The 20300-nt window shown below is 72.3% G+C and carries 21 protein-coding genes and 1 tRNA gene; 12 read left to right on the forward strand and 10 right to left on the reverse strand.

Going from position 1 to position 20300, the window contains the following annotated elements; translation table 11 throughout:
- Nucleotides 1–324: 324 nt before the first annotated feature.
- The 3 genes from ABZX11_RS05530 to ABZX11_RS05540 all read right to left on the reverse strand — a co-directional run bounded on the left by ABZX11_RS05530 (nt 325) and on the right by ABZX11_RS05540 (nt 4528).
- Nucleotides 325–2130 (reverse strand): glycosyltransferase family 39 protein, encoded by a 1806-nt coding sequence (locus ABZX11_RS05530; protein ID WP_354910465.1) that lies wholly within the window; start codon nt 2128–2130, stop codon nt 325–327.
- Between the two features lie 165 nt (nt 2131–2295).
- Nucleotides 2296–3801 (reverse strand): HAMP domain-containing sensor histidine kinase, encoded by a 1506-nt coding sequence (locus tag ABZX11_RS05535; RefSeq protein WP_176174224.1) that lies wholly within the window; start codon nt 3799–3801, stop codon nt 2296–2298.
- The gene (locus ABZX11_RS05540; RefSeq protein ID WP_303246986.1) at nt 3779–4528 is read right to left on the reverse strand and encodes a response regulator transcription factor; all 750 of its coding nucleotides are present in this window, start codon (nt 4526–4528) and stop codon (nt 3779–3781) included. The genes ABZX11_RS05535 and ABZX11_RS05540 overlap by 23 nt, the downstream gene beginning before the upstream one ends.
- A 168-nt stretch (nt 4529–4696) precedes the next feature.
- Between ABZX11_RS05540 and ABZX11_RS05545 the strand changes: the two genes are divergently transcribed.
- The 4 genes from ABZX11_RS05545 to ABZX11_RS05560 all read left to right on the forward strand — a co-directional run bounded on the left by ABZX11_RS05545 (nt 4697) and on the right by ABZX11_RS05560 (nt 7657).
- The gene (locus tag ABZX11_RS05545) at nt 4697–5311 is read left to right on the forward strand and encodes a hypothetical protein (RefSeq protein ID WP_354910164.1); all 615 of its coding nucleotides are present in this window, start codon (nt 4697–4699) and stop codon (nt 5309–5311) included.
- 322 nt (nt 5312–5633) lie between these two features.
- Nucleotides 5634–6788 (forward strand): histidine kinase, encoded by a 1155-nt coding sequence (locus ABZX11_RS05550; RefSeq protein ID WP_354910166.1) that lies wholly within the window; start codon nt 5634–5636, stop codon nt 6786–6788.
- The gene (locus ABZX11_RS05555) at nt 6785–7450 is read left to right on the forward strand and encodes a response regulator transcription factor (protein ID WP_103343515.1); all 666 of its coding nucleotides are present in this window, start codon (nt 6785–6787) and stop codon (nt 7448–7450) included. The genes ABZX11_RS05550 and ABZX11_RS05555 overlap by 4 nt, the downstream gene beginning before the upstream one ends.
- 9 nt (nt 7451–7459) lie before the next feature.
- Nucleotides 7460–7657 (forward strand): hypothetical protein, encoded by a 198-nt coding sequence (locus tag ABZX11_RS05560; RefSeq protein ID WP_176174221.1) that lies wholly within the window; start codon nt 7460–7462, stop codon nt 7655–7657.
- Here the strand turns inward: ABZX11_RS05560 and ABZX11_RS05565 are convergent.
- Complete coding sequence (locus ABZX11_RS05565; RefSeq protein ID WP_176174220.1) at nt 7647–8093, reverse strand: nitroreductase family deazaflavin-dependent oxidoreductase; 447 nt, start codon at nt 8091–8093, stop codon at nt 7647–7649. The two genes, ABZX11_RS05560 and ABZX11_RS05565, sit on opposite strands and share 11 nt — an antisense overlap.
- Nucleotides 8094–8218: 125 nt before the next feature.
- On the opposite strand from ABZX11_RS05565, the gene ABZX11_RS05570 reads away from it, so the two are divergent.
- Both ABZX11_RS05570 and ABZX11_RS05575 read left to right on the forward strand, forming a co-directional pair.
- The gene (locus ABZX11_RS05570; RefSeq protein ID WP_176174219.1) at nt 8219–8890 is read left to right on the forward strand and encodes a TetR/AcrR family transcriptional regulator; all 672 of its coding nucleotides are present in this window, start codon (nt 8219–8221) and stop codon (nt 8888–8890) included.
- 38 nt (nt 8891–8928) lie between these two features.
- Nucleotides 8929–10464, forward strand: a complete 1536-nt coding sequence (locus ABZX11_RS05575) for a 3-hydroxyacyl-CoA dehydrogenase (protein ID WP_176174218.1) — start codon at nt 8929–8931, stop codon at nt 10462–10464.
- Between the two features lie 3 nt (nt 10465–10467).
- Here ABZX11_RS05575 and ABZX11_RS05580 read toward each other — a convergent pair whose 3' ends face one another.
- On the reverse strand, nt 10468–10788 hold the full coding sequence (locus ABZX11_RS05580) for a L,D-transpeptidase (RefSeq protein ID WP_354910172.1): 321 nt from the start codon (nt 10786–10788) through the stop codon (nt 10468–10470).
- Between the two features lie 13 nt (nt 10789–10801).
- Between ABZX11_RS05580 and ABZX11_RS05585 the strand changes: the two genes are divergently transcribed.
- Nucleotides 10802–11074: a hypothetical protein gene (locus ABZX11_RS05585; protein WP_354910175.1), complete on the forward strand. Its 273-nt coding sequence runs from the start codon at nt 10802–10804 to the stop codon at nt 11072–11074.
- A gap of 91 nt (nt 11075–11165) precedes the next feature.
- Here the strand turns inward: ABZX11_RS05585 and ABZX11_RS05590 are convergent, their stop codons facing one another.
- Both ABZX11_RS05590 and ABZX11_RS05595 read right to left on the reverse strand, forming a co-directional pair.
- The gene (locus ABZX11_RS05590; protein ID WP_354910467.1) at nt 11166–14147 is read right to left on the reverse strand and encodes a PQQ-dependent sugar dehydrogenase; all 2982 of its coding nucleotides are present in this window, start codon (nt 14145–14147) and stop codon (nt 11166–11168) included.
- A gap of 106 nt (nt 14148–14253) precedes the next feature.
- Entirely contained in the window at nt 14254–14910 is a 657-nt protein-coding gene (locus ABZX11_RS05595) for a L,D-transpeptidase (protein WP_354910178.1), read from the reverse strand.
- A 218-nt stretch (nt 14911–15128) separates the two neighbouring features.
- Between ABZX11_RS05595 and ABZX11_RS05600 the strand changes: the two genes are divergently transcribed.
- The gene (locus ABZX11_RS05600; RefSeq protein ID WP_354910180.1) at nt 15129–15629 is read left to right on the forward strand and encodes a hypothetical protein; all 501 of its coding nucleotides are present in this window, start codon (nt 15129–15131) and stop codon (nt 15627–15629) included.
- On the opposite strand, the gene ABZX11_RS05605 is transcribed toward ABZX11_RS05600, so the two are convergent.
- Together ABZX11_RS05605 and ABZX11_RS05610 are read right to left on the reverse strand one after the other, a co-directional pair.
- Nucleotides 15619–16509, reverse strand: coding sequence for a serine/threonine-protein kinase (locus tag ABZX11_RS05605; RefSeq protein ID WP_176174213.1), 891 nt, complete (start codon nt 16507–16509; stop codon nt 15619–15621). The two genes, ABZX11_RS05600 and ABZX11_RS05605, sit on opposite strands and share 11 nt — an antisense overlap.
- Nucleotides 16510–16517: 8 nt before the next feature.
- Nucleotides 16518–18212 carry an N-6 DNA methylase gene (locus ABZX11_RS05610; RefSeq protein ID WP_176174212.1) on the reverse strand — a complete coding sequence of 565 codons (1695 nt, stop codon included), beginning with the start codon at nt 18210–18212 and terminating at the stop codon, nt 16518–16520.
- A gap of 77 nt (nt 18213–18289) precedes the next feature.
- Between ABZX11_RS05610 and ABZX11_RS05615 the strand changes: the two genes are divergently transcribed.
- Nucleotides 18290–19033: a protein phosphatase 2C domain-containing protein gene (locus ABZX11_RS05615; protein WP_176174211.1), complete on the forward strand. Its 744-nt coding sequence runs from the start codon at nt 18290–18292 to the stop codon at nt 19031–19033.
- 44 nt (nt 19034–19077) lie between these two features.
- Nucleotides 19078–19162, forward strand: a tRNA-Ser gene (locus ABZX11_RS05620).
- A 52-nt stretch (nt 19163–19214) separates the two neighbouring features.
- Here the strand turns inward: ABZX11_RS05620 and ABZX11_RS05625 are convergent.
- Nucleotides 19215–19346 carry a hypothetical protein gene (locus ABZX11_RS05625; protein ID WP_354910184.1) on the reverse strand — a complete coding sequence of 44 codons (132 nt, stop codon included), beginning with the start codon at nt 19344–19346 and terminating at the stop codon, nt 19215–19217.
- A 442-nt stretch (nt 19347–19788) separates the two neighbouring features.
- Here ABZX11_RS05625 and ABZX11_RS05630 point away from each other — a divergent pair, with 442 nt between their 5' ends.
- Both ABZX11_RS05630 and ABZX11_RS05635 read left to right on the forward strand, forming a co-directional pair.
- On the forward strand, nt 19789–20049 hold the full coding sequence (locus ABZX11_RS05630; RefSeq protein ID WP_003056176.1) for a hypothetical protein: 261 nt from the start codon (nt 19789–19791) through the stop codon (nt 20047–20049).
- A gap of 5 nt (nt 20050–20054) precedes the next feature.
- Nucleotides 20055–20300, forward strand: a complete 246-nt coding sequence (locus ABZX11_RS05635) for a hypothetical protein (RefSeq protein WP_086849216.1) — start codon at nt 20055–20057, stop codon at nt 20298–20300.

Consider the following 20300-nt stretch of genomic DNA (forward strand, 5'->3'; position numbering starts at 1 on the left):
GCCAGCGGGATCGACGCGTTCGACGGTGATTCGAGCGGGTTTTCTGTCGGCCGACCGGCCAATATTCCACCGTGCGTGTGCGCGCCGCGCGTGCAAGTGCACGCCCCGAAGTCCCCTGTCGTTACCACGATCGCGGGGCGTACCGAGATCATCACCCACAGCGAAATGACGGCTCCGAACGGGCGTCCGGAATGACCCGGCCACGCTCCGGGAATTCGAACACCTGTCCGCATCCGCTGATACCGTACGCGCCCGGAATTCGCCGATTGTTTTCTGGACTGTTAACACGCTCGCAACAATCCGACCGGGTCGGCCTGATTTCTGTCAAACGACAGATTTAGTCAGGTCGTAAACCGTCGTGCCTCCGACCGTGCTGGACGCGAAGTTCTGCTCGACCCAGGCCTGGATTTCCGCGGCGGTCCCGCGGCCGCCGCCGAACCCGCCGCGGCCACCGGCGACGTAGTAGCGGATGTCCCCGTCGGCGACGTACTGCCGGAACTGCTGCAGCGTCGGCGCCGGGTCGCTGCCGCTGAAGCCGCCGATCGCCAGCACCGGCCGTCCGCTCGCCAGTGCCAGGCCCGCCGACTGCATCGCGCCGCTCTGCGCGGCGGCCCACTTCGTCGTCGTCCCCTTCAGCAGGTCGATCACGGCGGGGTCGGTCCGCCCCTCGCCGAAGCCGCCGCCACGCGGGCCACGGCCACCCGCGGCGGCCGGCCCGGACGACGGCGTGCCGCCAGAGTGCGCGGTCGCGGCCGTGACGAACGTGAAGGACGCCGTCCCGAGCAGCGCGGCGCACAGGCCGAGCACGGCCACGACCGGGCCGAGCCGCCGGACGCGGTCGGCGCCGAAGAGCAGGCCCGCGACGGTGGCGGCGCCGGCCAGCAGGAGCGTGTAGCGGATCCACGGCTGCCAGTCCGGCGTCCGCGAAAGGAGGATGAAGGCCCAGACCGCCGTCACCGCGACCATGACGGCGAGCACCGCGCGCGCCGCGAAGTTCGCCCGGCCGCGCCAGAGCTCGCGTGCGGAGATCGCCAGCGTCGCGGCGACCCCGGGGGCCAGCGCGACCGTGTAGTACGGGTGGATGATGCCGCTCATGTAGCTGAACACCAGCGCCGAGACCACCAGCCAGCCACCCCACAGCAGCAGCGCGGCCCGCGTGCGGTCGGTGCGCGGCGCCCGGCGCGTGAACCACAGGCCGGCCACCAGCCCGATGACCGCGGCCGGCAGCAGCCACGACGCCTCACCGCCGAACTCGCCGCCGAACAACCGCGTCAGGCCGGCCTGGCCGCCGAAGCCACCGAAGCCGCCCCGGCCACCGGCGGGCAGCTCGATGCCGGCGGGCGGGGTGAACGTCCGCGCGCCGCCCCCGCCGCGGCCTTCGCCGAAGATCCGGCCGAGACCGTTGTAGCCGAAGGCCAGCTCCAGCACGGTGTTGTCGGTCGAGCCGCTGATGTAGGGCCGGTCCGCGACCGGCCACAGCGCGACGGCGAGGATCCACCACCCGGCGGAGACGACCACCGCCCCCGCCGCGGCGCACAGCTGGGCGACCCGGCGCCCGAGCGACGTCGGCGCGGCGACGGCGTAGGCGAGCACGAAGGCGGGCAGCACGAGGAAGGCCTGCAGCATCTTGTCGAGGAAGCCGAAGCCGATCGCGACCCCGGCGAGCACCAGCCACTTCGTGCTCGCGTGCTCCAGCGCGCGCACCACGCAGTAGCCACCGGCGACGAGCAGGAGGACGAGGAAGGCGTCGGGGTTGTCGTAGCGGAACATCAGCGCGGCGACCGGCGTCAGCGCGAGCCCGGCCCCGGCCAGCAACCCGGCGCCGGGCCCGGAAAGCCGCCGCACGGCGAGGTAGAGCAGCCCGACGGAGGCGACGCCGGCGAGCGCGTCGGGGACGAGCAGGCTCCAGCTGGAGAAGCCGAAGAGCCGTCCGGACAACCCCATGAGCCAGAGGGAAAAGGGCGGTTTGTCGACGGTGACGACGTTGCCGGGGTCGAGCGAGCCGAAGAACAGCGCCTTCCAGCTCCAGGTGCCTGCCTGCACGGCCATCGCGTAGAAGTCGTTGCCCCAGCCGGTCTTCGCCAGGTCCCACAGGTAGAGCAGACCGGTCCCGAGCAGCAGGGCGGCCACGGAAGGCTTGACCCACCGCGCTTCCCGGGCGGGAGCGGGCGGCTGGGGCTGGGCGTGCGCGGGCGCCGGCAGCGTGGTCGTCATGACGGCCACCGTGTCGGCGGCGCATGTGGTGAACTTGTGCCGAAGCTGTGTGTCAGCTGTGCATCGCTCACGGCCGGGTGATCACTGCGGCGGGGGCGCCTCGGCGAAGGTGATTTCGAACTCCGTCCGGCCCGGACGGCTCTGCACCCCGACCCGCCCACCGTGCGCGGCCACCACCGCCGCCACGATCGCCAGCCCCAGCCCCGTGCTCCCCGCCGCCCGCGAACGCGAATTGTCGCCACGGGCGAAGCGCTCGAAGATGTTCGGCAGCGTCTCCGGCGGGATACCCGGCCCGTCGTCGGCCACCCGGAGCCGGACTATTCCGTCCGATGTGGACAATGCGGTCGTCACCGTGGTGCCCGGCGGGGTGTGCGTGCGGGCGTTGGCGAGCACGTTGATCACCACCTGGTGCAGCTGGCCCGCGTCGCCGAGGACGCCGATCGGTTCGCCGGGGACGTCCATCAGCCACTTGTGGTCCGGGCCCGCCACGTGCGCGTCCGCGACCGCGTCGGCCACCAGCCGGCACAGGTCCACCCACTCGGGCACCACCGGCCGCCCGGAGTCCAGGCGGGCGAGCAGCAGCAGGTCCTCCACCAGCGTCGTCATCCGGCGCGACTCGGACTCGACGCGGCTCATCGCGAACGCCACGTCCGGCGGCACCTGCTCGCCGCCGCGGCGGGTCAGCTCGGCGTAGCCGCGGATCGCCGCCAGCGGGGTGCGCAGCTCGTGGCTCGCGTCCGCGACGAACTGGCGGACGCGGTTCTCGCTCGCGTGCCGCGCGGCCAGCGCGTTCGCGACGTGCTGCAGCATCCGGTTCAGCGCCGAGCCGACCTTGCCGACCTCGGTGTTCGGGTCGGTGTCGGCCTCCGGGACGCGCTCGGACAGCGCCACCTCGCCGCGGTCCAGCGGCAGCTCCGAGACGCGCGTCGCGGTCGCGGCCAGCCGGTCGAGCGGCTGCATCGTGCGCCGGATCGTCGCCGCGCCGACCGCGCCCGCCACCAGGATCCCGGCCAGCGCGACACCGCCGAGGATGAAGCCGAGCTGCCAGAGCGTCTCGTTGACGTCCTTCAGCGGCAGGCCGATGACCGTCTTCTCCCCGCGCGGCGACGTCGTCGAAACGACGCGGTACTCGCCGAGGCTGCCGCCGAGGTCGATGCTGTGGGCGCGGCCGTCGGCCGTGAGCCCGAGCAGCGCCTGCACCTGCTGCGCGGTGATCGGCTTGAGCGGCGGCTTCTTGCCCTGCCCGAAGCCCCCGGCGAAGTCGAGGACGCTGGCCCGGATCACCGAGCCGGTCACCGTGACCGCGAGCGTGCCGTCGCCCTGGCCGATCACCCGCAGCGGGTCGGGCGGCGGCGTGTCGCCGTACACCCACGGCGGGCGCTCGCCGGTGTGCTTGCCGCGTTCGCTCGCCGCGGCCAGGCGCTTGTCCTGCTGGCCGATGAGGAACTCGCTGAGCGCGAACTCCGTGACCACGCCGACGACCAGGCACACCAGGGCGAGCAGCGCGGCGAGCTGCACGATCAGCCGCCGCCGCAGCGACCACGGACGGCGGACGCGCTTCGGTTCAGCCGGCGGGTTTGAGGACATACCCGGCGCCCCGCATGGTGTGGATCATCGGCTCGCGGTCGGCGTCGATCTTCTTGCGCAGGTAGGAGATGTAGAGCTCGACGATGTTGGCCTGGCCGCCGAAGTCGTAGCTCCAGACGCGGTCCAGGATCTGGGCCTTCGACAGCACGCGCTTGGGGTTGCGCATGAGGTAGCGCAGCAGCTCGAACTCGGTCGCGGTCAGCGGCACCAGGTCGCCGCCGCGGTGCACCTCGCGGCTGTCCTCGTCGAGGGTGAGGTCACCGACGACCAGCGTCGACCCGCTCGCGCCGGTGACCCCGCCGGCCCGGCGCAGCAGCGCGCGCAGGCGCAGGGCGACCTCTTCGAGACTGAACGGCTTGGTGACGTAGTCGTCGCCGCCCGCGGTGAGCCCGGCGATGCGGTCCTCGACCGCGTCCTTCGCCGTCAGGAACAGCACCGGCAGGTTCGGCACCTCGGACCGCATCCGGCGCAGCACTTCGAGGCCACTGAAGTCGGGGAGCATGACGTCGAGGACGACGGCGTCGGGGCGGAAGTCGCGCGCGATCCGGACGGCCTCGGTGCCGTCGCCCGCGCTGCGCACCTCCCAGCCCTCCATCCGCAGGGCCATCGAGACGAGCTCGGCCAGCGTCGCCTCGTCGTCGACGACGAGGACCCGGACCGGGCTCCCGTCGGCGCGCCGCAGGTCGGCCTTGCCAGGGCCGGGTGACGTGGCGTTCATAGCGGTCATAGTGCCACCTTCCCGGCCCGGCGTCGGTGTTCGCTGTGCGGTCGCTGTGCATTTGCTGTGAAGGTTCGCGCGATCGAGGCACAGGAGCTCCTGACGTTCCGCACAGCTCAAACACAGCCGCGGCGGCGAACCTGGGCTGGACCAGTGTGGGCACCACCGGAGGACACGATGACGACCGAGCCGATGCCGAACACCCAGCCCGAGGGCGCCAACTGGGGCGACCCCGCCCCGGCCGCGCCGAAGAAGGGCTGGTCCGGCAAGAAGACGGCGATCGCGGCCGGCATCGCCGTGGTGATCGCCGCGGGCGGCGGCGCGGCGATCTGGGCGGGGACGAGCAGCGCCGACAATGCCGCGCAGGGCCCCGGCGGCTTCGGCGGCCTGGGCGGCCCGGGCGGCCCCGGCGGCGGCCAGTTCCGCGGCCAGGGGCCGGGCGGCTTCGGCGGCGGAATGGCGGCGTTGCGCGACGCCCTCCACGGCGACTTCGTGGTGTCGGACGGCAGCGGCGGCTACACGACCGAGCGCCTGCAGACGGGCGACGTGACCGAGCTGAGCGCGACGTCGGTGACGCTGACCAGCAAGGACGGCTACAAGCAGACGTACACGCTCGACGCATCGACCCAGAAGACGGGCGACGTGAAGACGGGCGACACGAACGTGACGGTGGTGGCCAAGGTAGCGGGCCAGACGGCAACGGCGACCTCGCTGGGCAAGGGCTTCGAACCGGGCCAGCGCCAGCCGGGCCAACGCCGCGGCGGGGACTACCCGGGCCGCCCGACGAGCTGACCACGGCGGCGGGCTCGCCTGGGCTGCTTTGGCACGCCCGCCCGCGCATGGCTGCTTGGGCACGGCCGCCCGCGGCCGGGTGAGCGGCCCCGGCGCAGCGAGCCGCAGGGCCGGGCAACCCCGTCCCGATGGGCGACCTGCCCGAGCCAGCCGTGGGCCGGGCGCGCCGCCTGCCCCGGCGGCGAACCAGCCGGAGCTCGAAACAGCCGCCGACCCGCGAGCGCCCGCCCCCCCAGTCAGGGAACGCCCCGGTGCCGCGCACCCCCCTCACGCCGCACCGGGGCGTTCCCGTCTTCACCCTCGTTAGGGCAAAGTTGCGGGTGTGCAGGACATCCGGGGGTCGCTGAGACGGCAGTCTCTGCTCGTCGCGCTCGTCTGCGTCGTCGGGGACGCCTCCCTCTTCCTCCTGCGCGGCCCCTTCCCCGAAGCCGGCTGGCGGGCCTGGGCCGTGCTGCTCTGCGGGGTCGCCGTCAACGCCGCCCTCGCCGGGGCGCCCCGGCACTCCGGGTGGGTCGCCCTCGCTCACGCCGTGCTCTTCGCCGGTGCGCCGCTGCTGCTCTGCACCTGCCAGGGGTACGTCGTCGGCAACAACGCCGGGATCCTCATCGCCGGCTACCGGGCCGGGGCGTGGCTGCGGCTGAAACCCGCCGTGCTCGCGCTCGGCGCCCTGCTCGCCGGCGTCACCGCCGGCTGCCTCGAAGGCGGCGGCCGGACCGCGAACGACTGGCGGCTCATCGCCATCAGCGTCGGCGTCTCCGCGCTGCTGCCCTGGCTCGTCGGCCGGTACACGACCGCCCGCCGCGCCTACATCGCCGATCTCGAACGCGCAGCCGACGAACGGCGTCAGCACGAAGAAGAAGCCGTCAAGCGGGCCGTCCTCGAGGAACGGACCACCATCGCGCGCGACCTGCACGACGTCATCTCCCACCACGTCAGCGCGATCGGCGTGCACGCAGGCGCCGCCCGGCTCGGCCTGCCCGACGGGTCCGACGCCGCGCGGAAGTCGCTCGGCGCGGTCGAGTCGGCGAGCCGCTCGGCGATGGCGGACCTGCGCCGGCTGCTCGACCTGCTGCACGCCGAACCGCACGCCGAACAGCCCGGTCTGGACAACCTCGACGAGCTGGTCGAGACCGTCCGCGCCGCCGGCCTGCCGACTCGGCTGACGCTGGGCGGCGAGCCCCGCGAACTGCCCGGCTCCCTCGACGTCGCGCTCTACCGGATCGCCCAGGAGGCCCTGACCAACGCCCTGCGCCACGGCCAGGGCCCGGTCGAGGTCGACCTGAACCACGGCCGCACCGAGATCGTGCTGACGGTGACGAACGCCCTGCGCGCCGGTCGCCGCGAAGAAAAGGAGCACGCGCACCGCGGCCTCGCCGGCATCCGCCAGCGCGCCACCCTGTTCGGCGGCCGGGTCTCCTACGGCGAGACCGGCGGCCTCTGGCAGCTGCGCACGACCTTCCCGGTGGAGAGCACATGATCCGCGTCCTGCTGGCCGACGACCACGCGATGTTCCGCTCCGGGATGCGCGCGCTGCTCGACACCCAGCCCGACTTCACCTGCGTCGGCGAGGCGTCCGACGGCCGCGAAGCCGTCGCCGAGACCGCCCGCCTGCGCCCGGACGTCGCGGTCCTCGACGTCCGGATGCCCCGCCTCGACGGCCTCGCCGCGACCGAGGCGATCCTGGCCGCGCCGGGCAACGACACCCGCGTCCTCGTGCTCACCACCTACGACGCCGACGAGTACGTCTACCGCGCGCTGCGCGCCGGGGCGAGCGGGTTCCTGCTGAAGAGCCTCGCGCCGGAGGAACTGGTCGCGGCGATGCGGGTGGCCGCGCGCGGGGACGCGCTGATCGACCCCTCGGTGACGCGGCGGCTGGTGGCGAAGTTCGCGGCGGTCCTCGAACCGGCGGCCGCCGAGCCGCCGGAGCTGGCCCGGCTGACCTCCCGCGAACGCGAAGTGCTGCTGTTGCTGGCCGGCGCCTGCAGCAACGCCGAGATCGCGCGGAAGCTGCACGTCGGCGAGGAGACGGTCAAGACGCACGTCTCGCGCGTGCTGAGCAAGCTCGGGCTGCCCGACCGCGTGCACGCCGTCGTCTACGCCTACCGCCACAAACTCGTGCCGGACGAGCGCCCGGCTTAAGCTGGGCCGATGAGGCGGTGGATCACCCTGGCGGTCGGAGTCGTGCTCGTGCTCGTCGGTGCCGTCTGGGTGCTGCAGGGCATCGGGGTCATCACCGGGAGCTTCATGACCGGGCAGAAGCTGTGGTTCCTGATCGGGCTGGCCGCGTTCCTGGTCGGCGTGGTCCTGATCGCGGCGAACCTCACCCGGCGCAAACCTACTTCGTGAAGATCTCGAAGATCGGGTAGCCCGGCGCGATCTCGCGCAGCTTCCCGTCCGAGGCCTTGGCGTCGACGCCGTCGAAGAACACGCCGACCTCGAACTTCCAGCGCTTGAGGTACGCGCGGAGGATGCCCGGCTTCTCGTCGTCGGCCAGCTCGCGGAAGGTGAACGCCTCGACGCGGCGGCCGACGCGCAGCGTGCCCTGCCCGGCTGCCCGCAGGTTGCGGACCCACTGCGTTTCGCCGCGCGGGGCGACGAGGTAGCGGACGCCGTCGACGGTCAGCAGGTTGACCGGCACCGAGCGCGGCTCGCCGCTCTTGCGGCCGACGACCGTGAGCACCCGGCTGCCCCAGACGCTCACGCCCAGCTTCGTCAGCTTCGCGACCAGCTCGTTGAAGGCGTTCGTCGAGTTCTTCGGCTTGATGTAGCGGGTCTCGGTCATGGTGTCCTCCACGCTTTGGGAGAGCAGTGCTCTCGGTTAAGAGCAGTGAACACGAGAGCACTGCACTTCGTCAAGAGCGGTGCTCTCTATTTTGTGCACTGCTCTCGTCGTGGCACACTGATCCGATGACCGCCCCCCGCACCGCACGCGAACGTGCCCGCGCCGAACTGGCCCAGGAGATCAAGGACGAAGCCCGCCGTCAGCTCGCCGAAGTCGGCGCGCACGGGCTCTCGCTGCGCGCGGTGGCCCGGGAGCTGGGCATGGTGTCGTCGGCGATCTACCGGTACTTCCCGAGCCGCGACCGGCTGCTGACCGACCTCATCGTCGACGCCTACAACGCCATCGGCGAGGCGGCCGAGAAGGCGGACCCGGGCACCGCCGACCCCCGCGAGCGCTGGCTGGCGATCTGGCAGGGCACCCGCGACTGGGCCCGCGCCCACCCCCACGAGTACGCGCTGATCTACGGCTCGCCGATCCCCGGCTACTCGGCACCGCAGGACACCGTCGTGCCGGCCTCGCGCGTCGCACTCGCCCTGGTCAAGGTCCTCACGCACACCGAGCTGCGGGACGTCGACGGCGAAGTCCCGCCCGAGCTGCGCGCCCAGGCCGAGACGCTCACGAAGGCCCTCGGGATCATCGCCGGCCCGGAAACCGTGGCCCGGCTACTGATGGCGTGGACCCAGCTGTTCGGCGCGATCAGCTTCGACCTGTTCGGCCAGTACGTCGGCAGCGTCGACCCGGCCGACAGTTTCTTCGCCCATTCGGCGAAGCGGATGGCGGAGTTCGTCGGCCTCTAGGCTGGGGCGAGAGTCCAACGGCGGAAGGGCGGCACGACGTGACGGGGTGGGCCGGGAAGGTCGGCAGGATCCGGGTGATCGGCACCGGGGTGATGGGCCGGGGGATCGTCCAGCTGGCCGCGACCGCGGGGGTGACCGTCGAGCTGGCCGACGTCCGGCGCGAGGCCGTCGACGAGGCGATCGGGTACGTCGGCGGGATGGTCGACAAGCTCGCCGCCAAGGGCAAGCTGACCGGAGACGCCCAGGCCGTGAAGGGCAGGCTGGTCGCGGTGGACGCGCCCGACGCCCCCGCCGACGGCGTCGACCTCGTGCTCGAAGCCGTCCGGGAGGACCTCGAGACGAAACGCGCCCTGTTCGGCAGCCTCGAGCGCGTCTGCCCACAGGACACGGTCTTCGCGACGAACACGAGTTCGCTGTCGGTCACCGAAATCGCCGCCGGGCTGGCCGACCCCGGCCGCCTGCTCGGCCTGCACTTCTTCAACCCGGTGCCGCTGATGCGGCTGGTCGAGGTGGTGCCCGGCGCGCGCACGCACGACTGGCTGCCCGCCGAGGCGATCGAGCTGGTCAGGAGCTGGGGCCACGAGCCGGTGCTCGCGAAGGACGCGCCCGGCTTCCTGGTCAACCACGCCGGCCGCGGCCTGAACACCGAGGCGCTGCAGATCCTCGCCGAGGCGCTGGCCGAGCCCGCCGACGTCGACCGCGTAGCCCGTGACGTGCTCGGCCTGAAGCTCGGCCCGTTCGAGCTGCTCGACCTCACCGGCCTCGACGTTTCGCACGCGGTACTGGAAAGCATCTGGAGCGGCTTCCACGGCGACCCGCGGCTGCGGCCGTCGTGGCTGACCCGGCCGCGGGTGGCGGCCGGCCTGTTCGGGCGCAAGAACGGCGAAGGCTTCTACACCTACCCCGACGGCAAGCAGCAGGTCGCCGCCGAGCCCGCCGCCCCGCCGAAGCCGTCGAGCCCGGTGTTCACCGCGGACGAGCACCTCGCCCGCGCGCTGTCGGCCGCGGGCGTGCAGGTGGTGTCCGACGCCTACCCGGACGCGATCCTGCTCGTGCCGCTCTACGGCGAATCCACAGTGGACGCCGCGAACCGCGCCGGGCTCCCCCTGGACCGTGTCGCCGGCGTCGATCCGCTGGGCGGCTACGAACGCCGGCTCACGCTGTCCGTCCACCCCGGACTCGACCCGGCGGCGGGCCGCGCCGCGTGGGGCGCGCTGGCCGCGACCGGCCTGCCGGTGACGGTGGTCCGCGACGGGCCCGCGCCGATCGCCCAGCGCCTGCTGGCGTCGATCGTCAACACGGCGTGCTTCATCGCGGGCCAGCACCTGGCGAGTCCGCAGGACATCGACACGGCGGTCCGCCTCGGGCTCGGCTATCCCCGCGGCCCGCTGGCTTGGGGCGACCTCGTCGGCGGCGACGTGGTGCTGCGCATCCTGCACGGCCTCGCCGCGGCCACCGGCGACCCCCGCTACCGGCCGAGCCCCTGGCTCACCGAGCGCGTCGCCCTCGGCCTGCCGCTGACGACGGCCGGGACGACACCGGCGGACCTGCGAACGTCCGTAACGTCCGAATAGGACTCAGGGGACGACCTGGACTTCGTCACCCGTTTCGAGGGTGGTGAAGAACTTCAGCGACGCCGCGCTCGAGAGGTGCACGCAGCCGGCCGAGTACCGGCTGAGGCTGCCTTCGTGGAACGCGATGCCGCCGGGGGCGAAGAACACCGAGTTCGGCATCGGCGCACCGTCGAACTCGGTGCTGTGGTGCAGCTTTTCCTTGTACTGCACGTGCCACTTGCCCACCGGGGTCGGCCCGTCCTTCTTGCCGGGCAGCATCTTCACCGGGCCGTAGACGATCTTGCCTTCGTCGAGCAGCCACGCCTGCTTGCCCGAAAGGGACACGCACGCCTTCGCCGTGGCCGTTCACGGAACCCCGGCCGCCACCACCGGCTTCGCCTTGGCCGGCGTCGGCTTCGACGTCGGCGTCGGCGTCGGCGTCGGCGTCGGCGTCGATGCCGGAGCCGAGGTCGGGGCCGACTCGGCCGTCGTCGGAGTCGTCGAAGAGGCGACCGATGGCGTGTCCGCCGCCAGCCGGACGTCCGCCGCCCCGCCCGCCGAACAGGCGGTCAGCACCACCCCTGCGGCCAAAGTGGACAGAGCAGCCAGAACGCGCCGCACGCGCATGTGATCCCCCAGGAGTCGGTGTTCCCGCTTTCTGCCACCCAAGACGTGCGGTGTGGCCCCGAGGTTGAGCGCGCGGGAGAATTCTTCGGCCGGGATCACCCGCGATAGTCGCGGGCCCCGACGGAGGTGTAGGTGATGTAGCCGCCCTCGAAGTCGCTGCGGTACCCACCGCCTACCGCGTACTCGTCCGATTTCGGGTAGCGCAGGTAGGAGTACTCCCACCCGAGCGCCGCCCAGCGCTTCCGGATCTCGCCCTTCACCACGTGCGCGCCGGTGGCCGTCGTGTAGTAGATCGAGCCGCCCTTGGTGAAGTGGTTGTAGCGGCCGCGGCCGTCCGGGGTGGCCAGTTCGTCGGTCGTCGGATAACCCAGCCCGCGCTCGTAGTCCAGCGCGGCCCACTTCTTCCGGATCTCGCCGTTGATCGCGCGCGCACCCGTCCCGGCCGTGTAGTAGATCGAGCCGACCGTGCCGCCCTTGGCGAAGTGGTTGTACCGCGCGACCCCGTCCGGCGTTCCCAGCTCGTCCGTCGTCGGATAACCCAGGCCACGCTCGTAATCGAGGGCCGCCCACTTCTTCCGGATCTCGCCGTAGATCGCGTGGCCGCCGGTCGCCACCGTGTAGTAGATCGAGCCGACGTTGCCGCCCTTGACGAAGTGGTTGTACCGCGCGACCCCGTCCGGCGTCGCCAGCTCGTCGGTCGTCGGATAACCCAGCCCGCGCTCGTAATCCAGCTCCGCCCACTTCTTCCGGATCTCCCCGGAGATGAAGTGCGTGCCCGTCGCGGCCGTGGAGTAGATCGAGCTCACCGTTCCGTTGGCGGCGAAGTGGTTGTACTGGGCCACGCCGTCGGGGGTGGTCGACGTGTCGGACGTCGGGGGCCCGACCACGGCGTGCCCGCCCATGGCGAGGTACTTGCCGAGCACCGGACCGGTGACGTACCAGGTGCCGGTCCCGGCGCTCCAGTACAGCCGGCCGTTCGCGTACACCCGGTAGTGGACCGGGCCGTCGGTGACCTCGTCCGACGACGGCGTGCCGAGCGTCGCCCGCAGGGTCGCGTCGGCACCGTAACGCCGGTCGATCGGGGTCGCGTAGTTCGCCGTCAGGGTCAGGTCGTCCGAGCCGACGGTGATGATCCACTCGGGATCCGCCGGGCCGTCCTGCCAGCCGGTGAACTGGGACACGCCGTCGATGGCCAGGCGGGACGCCTCGACGTCGAAGGTGGCCCCTTCGGTCACCATGGCCGTACTGGCCCCGCCGGCCACCGGGATGCTCAGCGCCGCGGGCTGGGTGCCGCGCAGCGTGATCCGGTGCTGCCGCGGCAATGCCGTGTATGTCTTCGCCGTGGTGACACCCGCGCTGTCGGTCACCGTCGCGGTGAACTCCACCCGGGAGTCGGGGTGCGCGGTGAACGGCTGCGAGAAGCTGCCCCCGGTCCCGCCGACGCCGGGGTGGGAGTGGCACGTCGCTTCGCTCGGGCAGTGCCGCACCGCCGTGGTCCAGGTGACCGGCAGCGTGCCGTCCTCGGCGTCGGTCGCGGTGGCGCTCACCGACACCGTCTGGTTGACCGCGAAGGTGGTGTTCCCGGGCGTGGTCAGGGTGAGCACCGGGGTCCGGTTGGCCGGTGCGACCGCGATGGCGGTCTGGCCGGTCAGCCCGAGCGGGTCCCGGACGCGCAGCTGCGCGGTGAACGACGCGGTGCCCGCCGGGTAGGTGTGCGACACCTTCGGACCGGCGTCGGCCGCGGTGGTCCCGTCCCCGAAGTCCCAGTCGTACGCGAGGGTGTCGCCGTCGTAGTCGACCGAAGCCGAGCCGTCGAACGAAACCGTGCGGGTGGCCGGGTTCGTCGACGTCGTCGCCTTGGCGACCGGCGCGGTGTTGCCCGCCGAGTAGGTCAGGCGGCGCAGGGTGCCGGACGCGATGTCGGCGTAGACGATGTCGCCGTTCGGCGCGGCCGCGAGCTTCACCGGGCCGCCGATGCCGGTGAACAGCGGCGGGTTCTCCGGCGGCTGGGTGAGCTTGCCCTGGCTGTCGTACCGCAGCGTCCACAGCTTGCCGGCCACGTAGTCGCCGAAGAAGTACGAGCCGCGGTAGGACGCCGGGTAGCTCGATCCACTGTAGACGATGCCGCCGGTGACGCTGTTGCCGTTCGTCGGCCCGGTGCCGTGGGTGTACTCGTGGATGGGTGGCTGGTTCGGCACGCCGGCACAGCCCGCGAGACCGCTGTAGCCCGGCGTCGCGTGCGTGCCCTCCCAGCACGGCCAGCCCAGGTTGGCGCCGCGCTGGACGACGTCGACCTCTTCCCAGTTGCTCCAGCCGACGTCGCCGGCCACCGGCAGGCCGAGGTTCGGGTCGATGCTGAAGCGGAACGGGTTGCGGAAGCCGCGGGCGAACACCTTGCTCGCGGTCGAGCCCGGGTTGGCGGCGTCGTAGTACGGGTTGCCCGGCACGCCCTGGCCGCCGGCCGTCAGGTGGAAGATCTTGCCGTAGGGCTGGTTGACGTCCTGGGCGCGCAGCGCGCCCGGGTCCATCATCCGGTAGTCGCTGTTGTCGCCGACGGAGAGCCAGAGCGTGCCGTCCGCGGCCGCGAGGACGGTGTCGATGCCGTGGACGTTGAAGCTGCCCGGCACCTCGAACAGCGGCTGCTCACCGGTCAGGCCGGCCGGGGCGCCCGCCGCGTCCACGGTCACGGTGAACCGCGAGAGCCGCATGACGAAGCCGCCGGCGGTGTCGATCGACCGCGTGAGGTAGATGGCCCGCGACGCCGGGTAGTCGGGCGCCACGGCGAGCCCGACGAGGCCGAGGTCCTCTTCGGAGCGGACCGGCAGCGTCGCGATCGTCCGGGCGGCGCCGGTGACCGGCAGCCAGCGGACGGCGCCGGTCTTGCCGGTGGCCAGGACGGAGTTGTCCGGCAGGTGGGCGAAGTCCGTGAGCTCGTACGCGCCCAGCCCGGTGTCGGTGTCCCGGAGGACGAATCCCGGCGGGAGCGCCGCCGCCGTCGCCACCCCCTGCGACACGACGGGGAGCAACGCTCCCACCAGGACCGCCACCAGCAACAGGCGAAGCACGCGCATGGCCACCCCTTCCCGGTTGATCTTTAATCGCAAGATCAACGGGTGGGGTTGCGGCCATTCGGACTACTTCACCCGGAGGGGTGATTTATGTCACGTAACCGACGGTGACGGATTACGGGACGACCTGCACGACGTCGCCGATGTGCAGCGTGTTGAAGAACTTCAGCGAGGCAGCCGCCGACAGGTGGATGCAGCCGTGCGAGTACACCGAGAGGCTGCCCGTGTGGAAGGCGTCGCCCGGGTAGAAGAAGACCGAGTTCGGCATCTCGGCGTTGTCGAACTCCTTCGACAGGTGCATCTTCTCCTTCGACAGCACGTGGAACGTGCCGGTCGGCGTCGCGTAGCCCTTGCGGCCCGGCAGCATCGGCACCGGGCCGTAGACGACCTTGCCGCCCTGCAGGATCCACGCCTTGTGCGCCGAGAGGTCGACGCAGGCGGCGGTGCCCGGGGCCGCGGCCGCCGCGGCGCAGGGGACGCCCGGGTCCGCCGCGGGCTGCGGCTTCGGCGTCGGCTTGGGCTTCGGCTTGGCCGAGGTGCTGGTCGGCGCCGCCTTGGTGGACGTCGGGGTGGGCGTCGCCGACGACTCCGTGGTGGTCGGCGTGGGGGTGGCGCTGGTGGTCGTGGTCGGCGTCGGCGTCCCGCCGCCGGTCCCCGCCGCGGCGACGGCCCCGCCACCCGCGTTCGTCCCGGCGGCCGAGCCCCCGCCGGAGCACGCGGCCAGCACGAACGCGGTGGCCAGCGCGGCCGCTCCCGCCAGAAGCCTCTTCACGATCCGGTACCCCCAGCTGTCTCGATCATCGCGTTTGGACATCGGTAAAGACGGCGTTCACCCGGTCGAGGTTCGTCGGCGAAGGTCACGATTTGGGCAGCCGGCCTCAACCCACGGGTGGACGCCGGAATCCACCCGGAACCGATCCGCGGGCCGACGAATCCGCGCCGCCGGTCGCCGAAGCTGGGGAGACCGTCCGAACCAGGGGAGATTCCGGAATGTCCAGTGTCCTGCTCTACGTCGCCATCGCCGCCCTCGTCCTGTACCGCGTCGTCTACCAGCAGGTTCGCGGCACCCTGCTCAGCCGGCGGCGGCTCACCGTCCTGCCACTGGTGCTCACGGTGGTCGGGGCGTACCTGACGCTGAAAGCGCTGCCCGGCGCCCCCGCGGGTGAGCTGGGCCTGCTCGCGGCCGACCTGCTGGTGCTGGCCGGGCTCGGCGTGCTGCGCAGCACCACGACCACGCTCACCGAGCGCGACGGCACGACGTTCCAGAAGGGCTCGGCCGTCACGATCGGGCTGTGGGTGCTGACGGTCGCCGTCCGGATCGGCCTGCTCGCGCTGGGGACCGCGCTCGGCGTCGCCGGGCCGCTGACCTCGGCGTCGGTCGCGCTCAGCCTCGGGGTGACGATCGCGGTGCAGAACGCCACGACCTACCGGCGCATCCAGCGCCGCGGCCTGCCGCTCGCCGCCGGCCGCCGCACGGCGGTCAGCCGCTGACCCGGCCGAGCACCCTGGCGTACATCCGGCCCGGGCTGGGCACCGACGACGGCACCAGGAACCCCGGCAGCGGCGGGAGGCCGCCGACGAACGCGCCGAGCCGCTCGTACAGCACCGCGGCCCCGGCCGGGCGGGCTTCCGGGTCCTTCGCCAGCACCTCGGCGAGCAGCGCGTTCAACGATTTCGGCACGCCGCGCACGGGCGGTGGCAGCTCCTTGACCTGCCGCTCGAACACCGCGTACGCGGTCGGCCCGTCGAACAGCCGCCGTCCGGTGAGCATCTCGTGCAGCACGCAGCCCAGCGCGTAGAGGTCGCTGCGCGGTTCGGCGCCGCCGCGCTGGATCTGCTCGGGCGCCATGTACGACGGCGTCCCGAGCAGCTGCCCGGCCCGGGTGAACTGGGCGGCGTCGGCTTCGCGGAGCACGGCCAGCCCGAAGTCCATCACCTTCACGCCGCCGTCGGGCCCGAGCATCAGGTTGGACGGCTTGAGGTCGCGGTGGCAGACGGCGAGCGCGTGGGCGGCGGTCAGCACCGCGCACGTCTGCGCCGCGATCGCCGCGGCCCACGGCACCGGCAGCGGTCCGTGCTCGGCGAGCAGGTCGGCCACGGTCACGCCGTCGACGAACTGCATGACCTGGAACAACCGGTCGTCGTGGGTGCCGTAGTCGTACAGCGTCGGGACGCCGGGGTGGTCGAGCGTCGCCAGGATGCGGGCTTCGCGCGCGAAGCGGGCCTCCAGCTCTTCGTCGTGGCCCGGCAGCCTGAGCAGCTTGATCGCCACGCGGCGGCCCAGCCTGCGGTCGAACCCGCCGTGCACCGCACCCATCCCGCCGCGGCCGAGGGGCAGCTCGTCGAGCTCGTAGCGGTCGGCGATCAGCATCCGTTCCCCTAGTGGCCCGGCCTGAGCCGTCCTTCGACAAGTCCAGCGAAGCCTAGCCGGACCAGCTCACGGCCCGTTTCCGCCGCCTGGCGCAGGACGGTGTCGAACTCGGCGAGCTCTCTGAAGACGCCGCCGTACTCGCGCTGGACGGCGATCGGCAGCCGCGGGACCCGCACCCGCCTGCTGTCGATGCGGGTGGACGCCGACGCGGTGGGCAGGTCGGCCGCGCGCAGGCAGCCGGCGAGGAAGTCCGCGTCCAGCCGGGCCGCGTCGACGCGGTACACGGTGAGCCCGGCCCCCACCGGCCGCGGTGGTCCACTGTGGACGTACGCGATGCCGGTCACCGACGCGACGACGTCACCCGCTTCGGCCAGCGGGTGCTCGGCGTCCGCGCGCACCGGGGCGTGCCTGACCTCGACCACGCCGGCCTTGACCAGCTCGCCGACGGTGGTGAAGGCCGGCTCGGCCGCCGCCGGTTCCAGCGGCGGCAGCTGCGGGGCCAGCTCGGCGAACCGGGCGCGCACGGCCTGGAAGGCCTGCCCGGGATCCTCGTCCCTGGCGCGGCGGCGGGCCGGCGTCAGGTCGACGTCGTCGTCGAGCAGGTCGATGATCCGGACGCCGGATTCCGGGTGCGCGCCGAACTCCTGCCACATGTCGTCCACTGTGGACAGCTCGTCGCCCGCTTCGCCGAGCAGGACGGTGGACGGGGCGCGTTCGCCGGGCGCCGGGCGCCGCAGGAGCCAGAGGTCGGGGCCGGCCGGCGTCAGCGTGACGACCGCGCGGACCGCGCCCGCGCGCAGCAGGTTGCCGCGGATGCGTTTGCCGCTGCGCCGTCCGGCCGCCGCGCCCGGCATCAGGATCGCCACCGTGCCACCGGGTTCGACGTGCGCGAGGCAGTGCTGCACCCAGGCGAGCTCGGGTTCGCCGCGCGGCGGCAGGCCGTACTCCCAGCGCGCGTCGCCGACGAGTTCGTCGTGCCCCCAGGCCCGTTCGTTGAACGGCGGGTCGCACAACACCGCTTCGGCGGTGCGGCCGGCGAAGGCGTCTTCGCGCAGCGCGTCGACCGCGTGGACCTCGGCCTCGATCCCGCGCAGCCGCAGCCGCAGGGCCGCGATCGACGCCGTCATCGGGTCACTGTCCTGCGCCAGCACGGTTTTCGCGCCGCTCGCGAGCGCGAGCGCGCCGAAGCCGCACGCGGGGTCGAGGATCGTCGCCACCGGGCCGGCCAGGCGGGCCATCAGCTCGGCGACCGGTTCCGGGGTGGCCGACAGCCGCCGCGAATGGGCCTCGAAGTAGCGGCGGCACAACAGTTCGAAGGCTTCGACCGGGCCCGCCCGGTGCGTCAGCTCGCCGAGCAGCGCGAGCAGCTCCGGGTCGTCGAGCCGGCTGTCGAAGGTGTCGGCGAGGCCGGCTTGGACGGCGAAGTAGCCGCCCGCGCCGCTGACGCGCTCGGCGAGGTCGAGGTCGTCGCCGAGGGCGCGCAGGCGCTGCCACGCGCGTTCGCCGGCGCTCAGCTCGAACTTCTTGCCGCGGGCGTGGAACCAGGCGGCCACGGCGGAGAGGCCGAACAGCGGGCTCGACGCCGTGCCGCCGACGGGCGGCGGGAAGTCCGGGTAGCGGCGGCGCCAGTTGCTGACCGCGGCCCGGCCGACCCCGGCGAGCCGCGCGATGTCGGCCGCGCTGACCGTGGCATCGTCGTCCATGGCGAGGACTCTATCGGAGGATGCTCCATTCAGCCGAGGCGCTTGTGAACTCAGTCAACCAATGCTTTTATGGGGACATGACACACGATCGGTACGTCCTGCGGTACGCCGCCGGGTCGGACGTCGGGAAGCGTCGCCAGATCAACGAAGACGCGGTCTACGCGAGTTCCCGGCTGCTGGCCGTCGCCGACGGCATCGGCGGCCAGCCGCACGGCGAGGTCGCCAGCGCGACGGCGGTCGACGTGCTGCGCGAGCTCGAGGTCGACCTCCGGCGGCTCGACCTGACGAACGTGGACCTGGCCGCGACGCTGGCCGGCGTGGTCAAGTCGATCGACGAGCGGCTGCACGAAGTCGCGTCGCAGGAGCCGACGACCGAAGGCATGGGAACCACGCTGACGGCGCTGTTGTTCGACGGCGTCGAGTTCGCGGCGGCCCACATCGGCGACTCCCGCGGCTACCTCCTGCGCGACGGCGGCCTCCGCCGGCTGACCCGCGACCACACGCTCGTCCAGGCCCTGGTCGAGGACGGCCGCGTCGCCGCCGAGGACGCCGAGAACCACCCGCGGCGCTCGCTCCTGATGAAGGCGCTGCAGACGGCGGGTTCGGGCGACCCGGACATCTGGACGTTCAAGGCCAAGCCGGGAGACCGCTACCTGCTCTGTTCGGACGGCCTGAGCGGCCCGGTCCCGGAGGCAACCCTGCGCGACGTGCTGGATGCGGGCCAGGAGCCGGCCGAGGTGATCCCCGAGCTGATCCGCCTGGCCAACGAGGGCGGCGGCCCGGACAACATCACGTGCGTGGTCGCCGACGTCACGGCCTGACCCACCTTCCAGGCGGCGCGGGGCCATCCGGTATCGTCTTCTGCGGAGGATTGGCCGAGCGGCCTAAGGCGCACGCTTGGAAAGCGTGTTGGGTTCACGCCCTCGCAGGTTCGAATCCTGTATCCTCCGCCGGTTGAACACGCCGGGTGTCCCGCTTTCGGGACACCCGGCGTTTTCCGTCCTACCGGCTGCCCATCCGCGCGGGGAACTCGCGGATGGTCGCGATGGTGGTGTCCGGGTCGTCCGCCGGCAACCCGCTGCGGAATGACCGATCCGGCGCGCCCGCCCCCTCCGCCACTCTGGTCCCGCTCACCCCTTGCGCGACCCACCGTCGGTATGCCTCGGACACAGTTGCGCGGCACTTTCGGCCCACTCGAACATGAAATGCGTTCGGTGCTGCGGAATTCCCTGCCTGTACGGGGAGTTACGAACAGGGCTGAGCGCAAGCGGTTACTCCGGTCGCGCTAGTCTCACCAGCACCTCGCCCGCCCCTGTCGAGAAAGGCCAGCAGTGGCACTGAAACCGCTCTGACCTGGGGTAGCGCTGGCCAGCGACTTCAAGGTGCGGTACTGGTGTCGGGACGACCCCCGCACAGACCGTGATCGGCCCGGCCCCGGACGTTCCCACGTCCGGGGCCTTGCTGATTCCGGACCCGCGATCACTCCGCAAAGTCTGATGATCACGCTGAGTCGCTGGATCTGTTTCAATGGAAGCCGTCCCCCGTACGACACCAGATTTCGAGGAGTAGAGGCCCGATGGCCGGAGTCGAAGAGATCCGCGCTGGCATCGCGCTCGCCAACGAGAAGGCGTCCGCGAGCATCGCCGCCCTGCAGCAGGCAGCGCAGTCTCTCGAAGAAGCCCAGCAGTCGCTCGCACAGGCGACCCAAGGGAGCAGCCAGCACGAAGTGAGCCAGGCGCACGGACTCCTGGCGGAGGCCCTGCAAGGCATCAACGGCTTGCAGAGCACCGTCCAGGCGAGCATTTCCTCCGCCGACTCCTACTCGGCGCGTCTGTAAGCCGGATGACGCTCGCCGAACTCCACCAGCTGCTCACCGCTGCCGTGACCGGGCTCGCTGACGCGCGCGCCCACTCCGAACGGGCCACAAGCCTGCTCGGAGAAGCCCGGCAAGCTCTCGTGGATGCCCAGGCCAAGGCCGATCCCTGGCTTCCGTTGCAGTACGCACAGGCCGGCGAGGGGCTGGACCAGCTCCTCGTCCGCCTGCACGCCGCCGAGGATCTGGTGAGCGGATACCGGTCGCGCCTGTAA

The sequence above is a fragment of the Amycolatopsis sp. NPDC004169 genome, from assembly GCF_040610315.1.
Classification (GTDB): Bacteria; Actinomycetota; Actinomycetes; order Mycobacteriales; family Pseudonocardiaceae; genus Amycolatopsis.

What these genes read in the sequence shown, in the direction of transcription:
- ABZX11_RS05565 (WP_176174220.1), bottom strand. Translation starts at nt 8,093, where the DNA reads ATGACCGAGACCCGCTACATCAAGCCGAAGAACTCGACGAACGCCTTC.
- ABZX11_RS05605 (WP_176174213.1), bottom strand. Translation starts at nt 16,509, where the DNA reads ATGCTGATCGCCGACCGCTACGAGCTCGACGAGCTGCCCCTCGGCCGC.
- ABZX11_RS05615 (WP_176174211.1), top strand. Translation starts at nt 18,290, where the DNA reads ATGACACACGATCGGTACGTCCTGCGGTACGCCGCCGGGTCGGACGTC.
- ABZX11_RS05545 (WP_354910164.1), top strand. Translation starts at nt 4,697, where the DNA reads ATGACGACCGAGCCGATGCCGAACACCCAGCCCGAGGGCGCCAACTGG.
- ABZX11_RS05555 (WP_103343515.1), top strand. Translation starts at nt 6,785, where the DNA reads ATGATCCGCGTCCTGCTGGCCGACGACCACGCGATGTTCCGCTCCGGG.
- ABZX11_RS05630 (WP_003056176.1), top strand. Translation starts at nt 19,789, where the DNA reads ATGGCCGGAGTCGAAGAGATCCGCGCTGGCATCGCGCTCGCCAACGAG.
- ABZX11_RS05610 (WP_176174212.1), bottom strand. Translation starts at nt 18,212, where the DNA reads ATGGACGACGATGCCACGGTCAGCGCGGCCGACATCGCGCGGCTCGCC.
- ABZX11_RS05540 (WP_303246986.1), bottom strand. Translation starts at nt 4,528, where the DNA reads ATGACCGCTATGAACGCCACGTCACCCGGCCCTGGCAAGGCCGACCTG.
- ABZX11_RS05600 (WP_354910180.1), top strand. Translation starts at nt 15,129, where the DNA reads ATGTCCAGTGTCCTGCTCTACGTCGCCATCGCCGCCCTCGTCCTGTAC.
- ABZX11_RS05570 (WP_176174219.1), top strand. Translation starts at nt 8,219, where the DNA reads ATGACCGCCCCCCGCACCGCACGCGAACGTGCCCGCGCCGAACTGGCC.
- ABZX11_RS05635 (WP_086849216.1), top strand. Translation starts at nt 20,055, where the DNA reads ATGACGCTCGCCGAACTCCACCAGCTGCTCACCGCTGCCGTGACCGGG.
- ABZX11_RS05535 (WP_176174224.1), bottom strand. Translation starts at nt 3,801, where the DNA reads ATGTCCTCAAACCCGCCGGCTGAACCGAAGCGCGTCCGCCGTCCGTGG.
- ABZX11_RS05560 (WP_176174221.1), top strand. Translation starts at nt 7,460, where the DNA reads ATGAGGCGGTGGATCACCCTGGCGGTCGGAGTCGTGCTCGTGCTCGTC.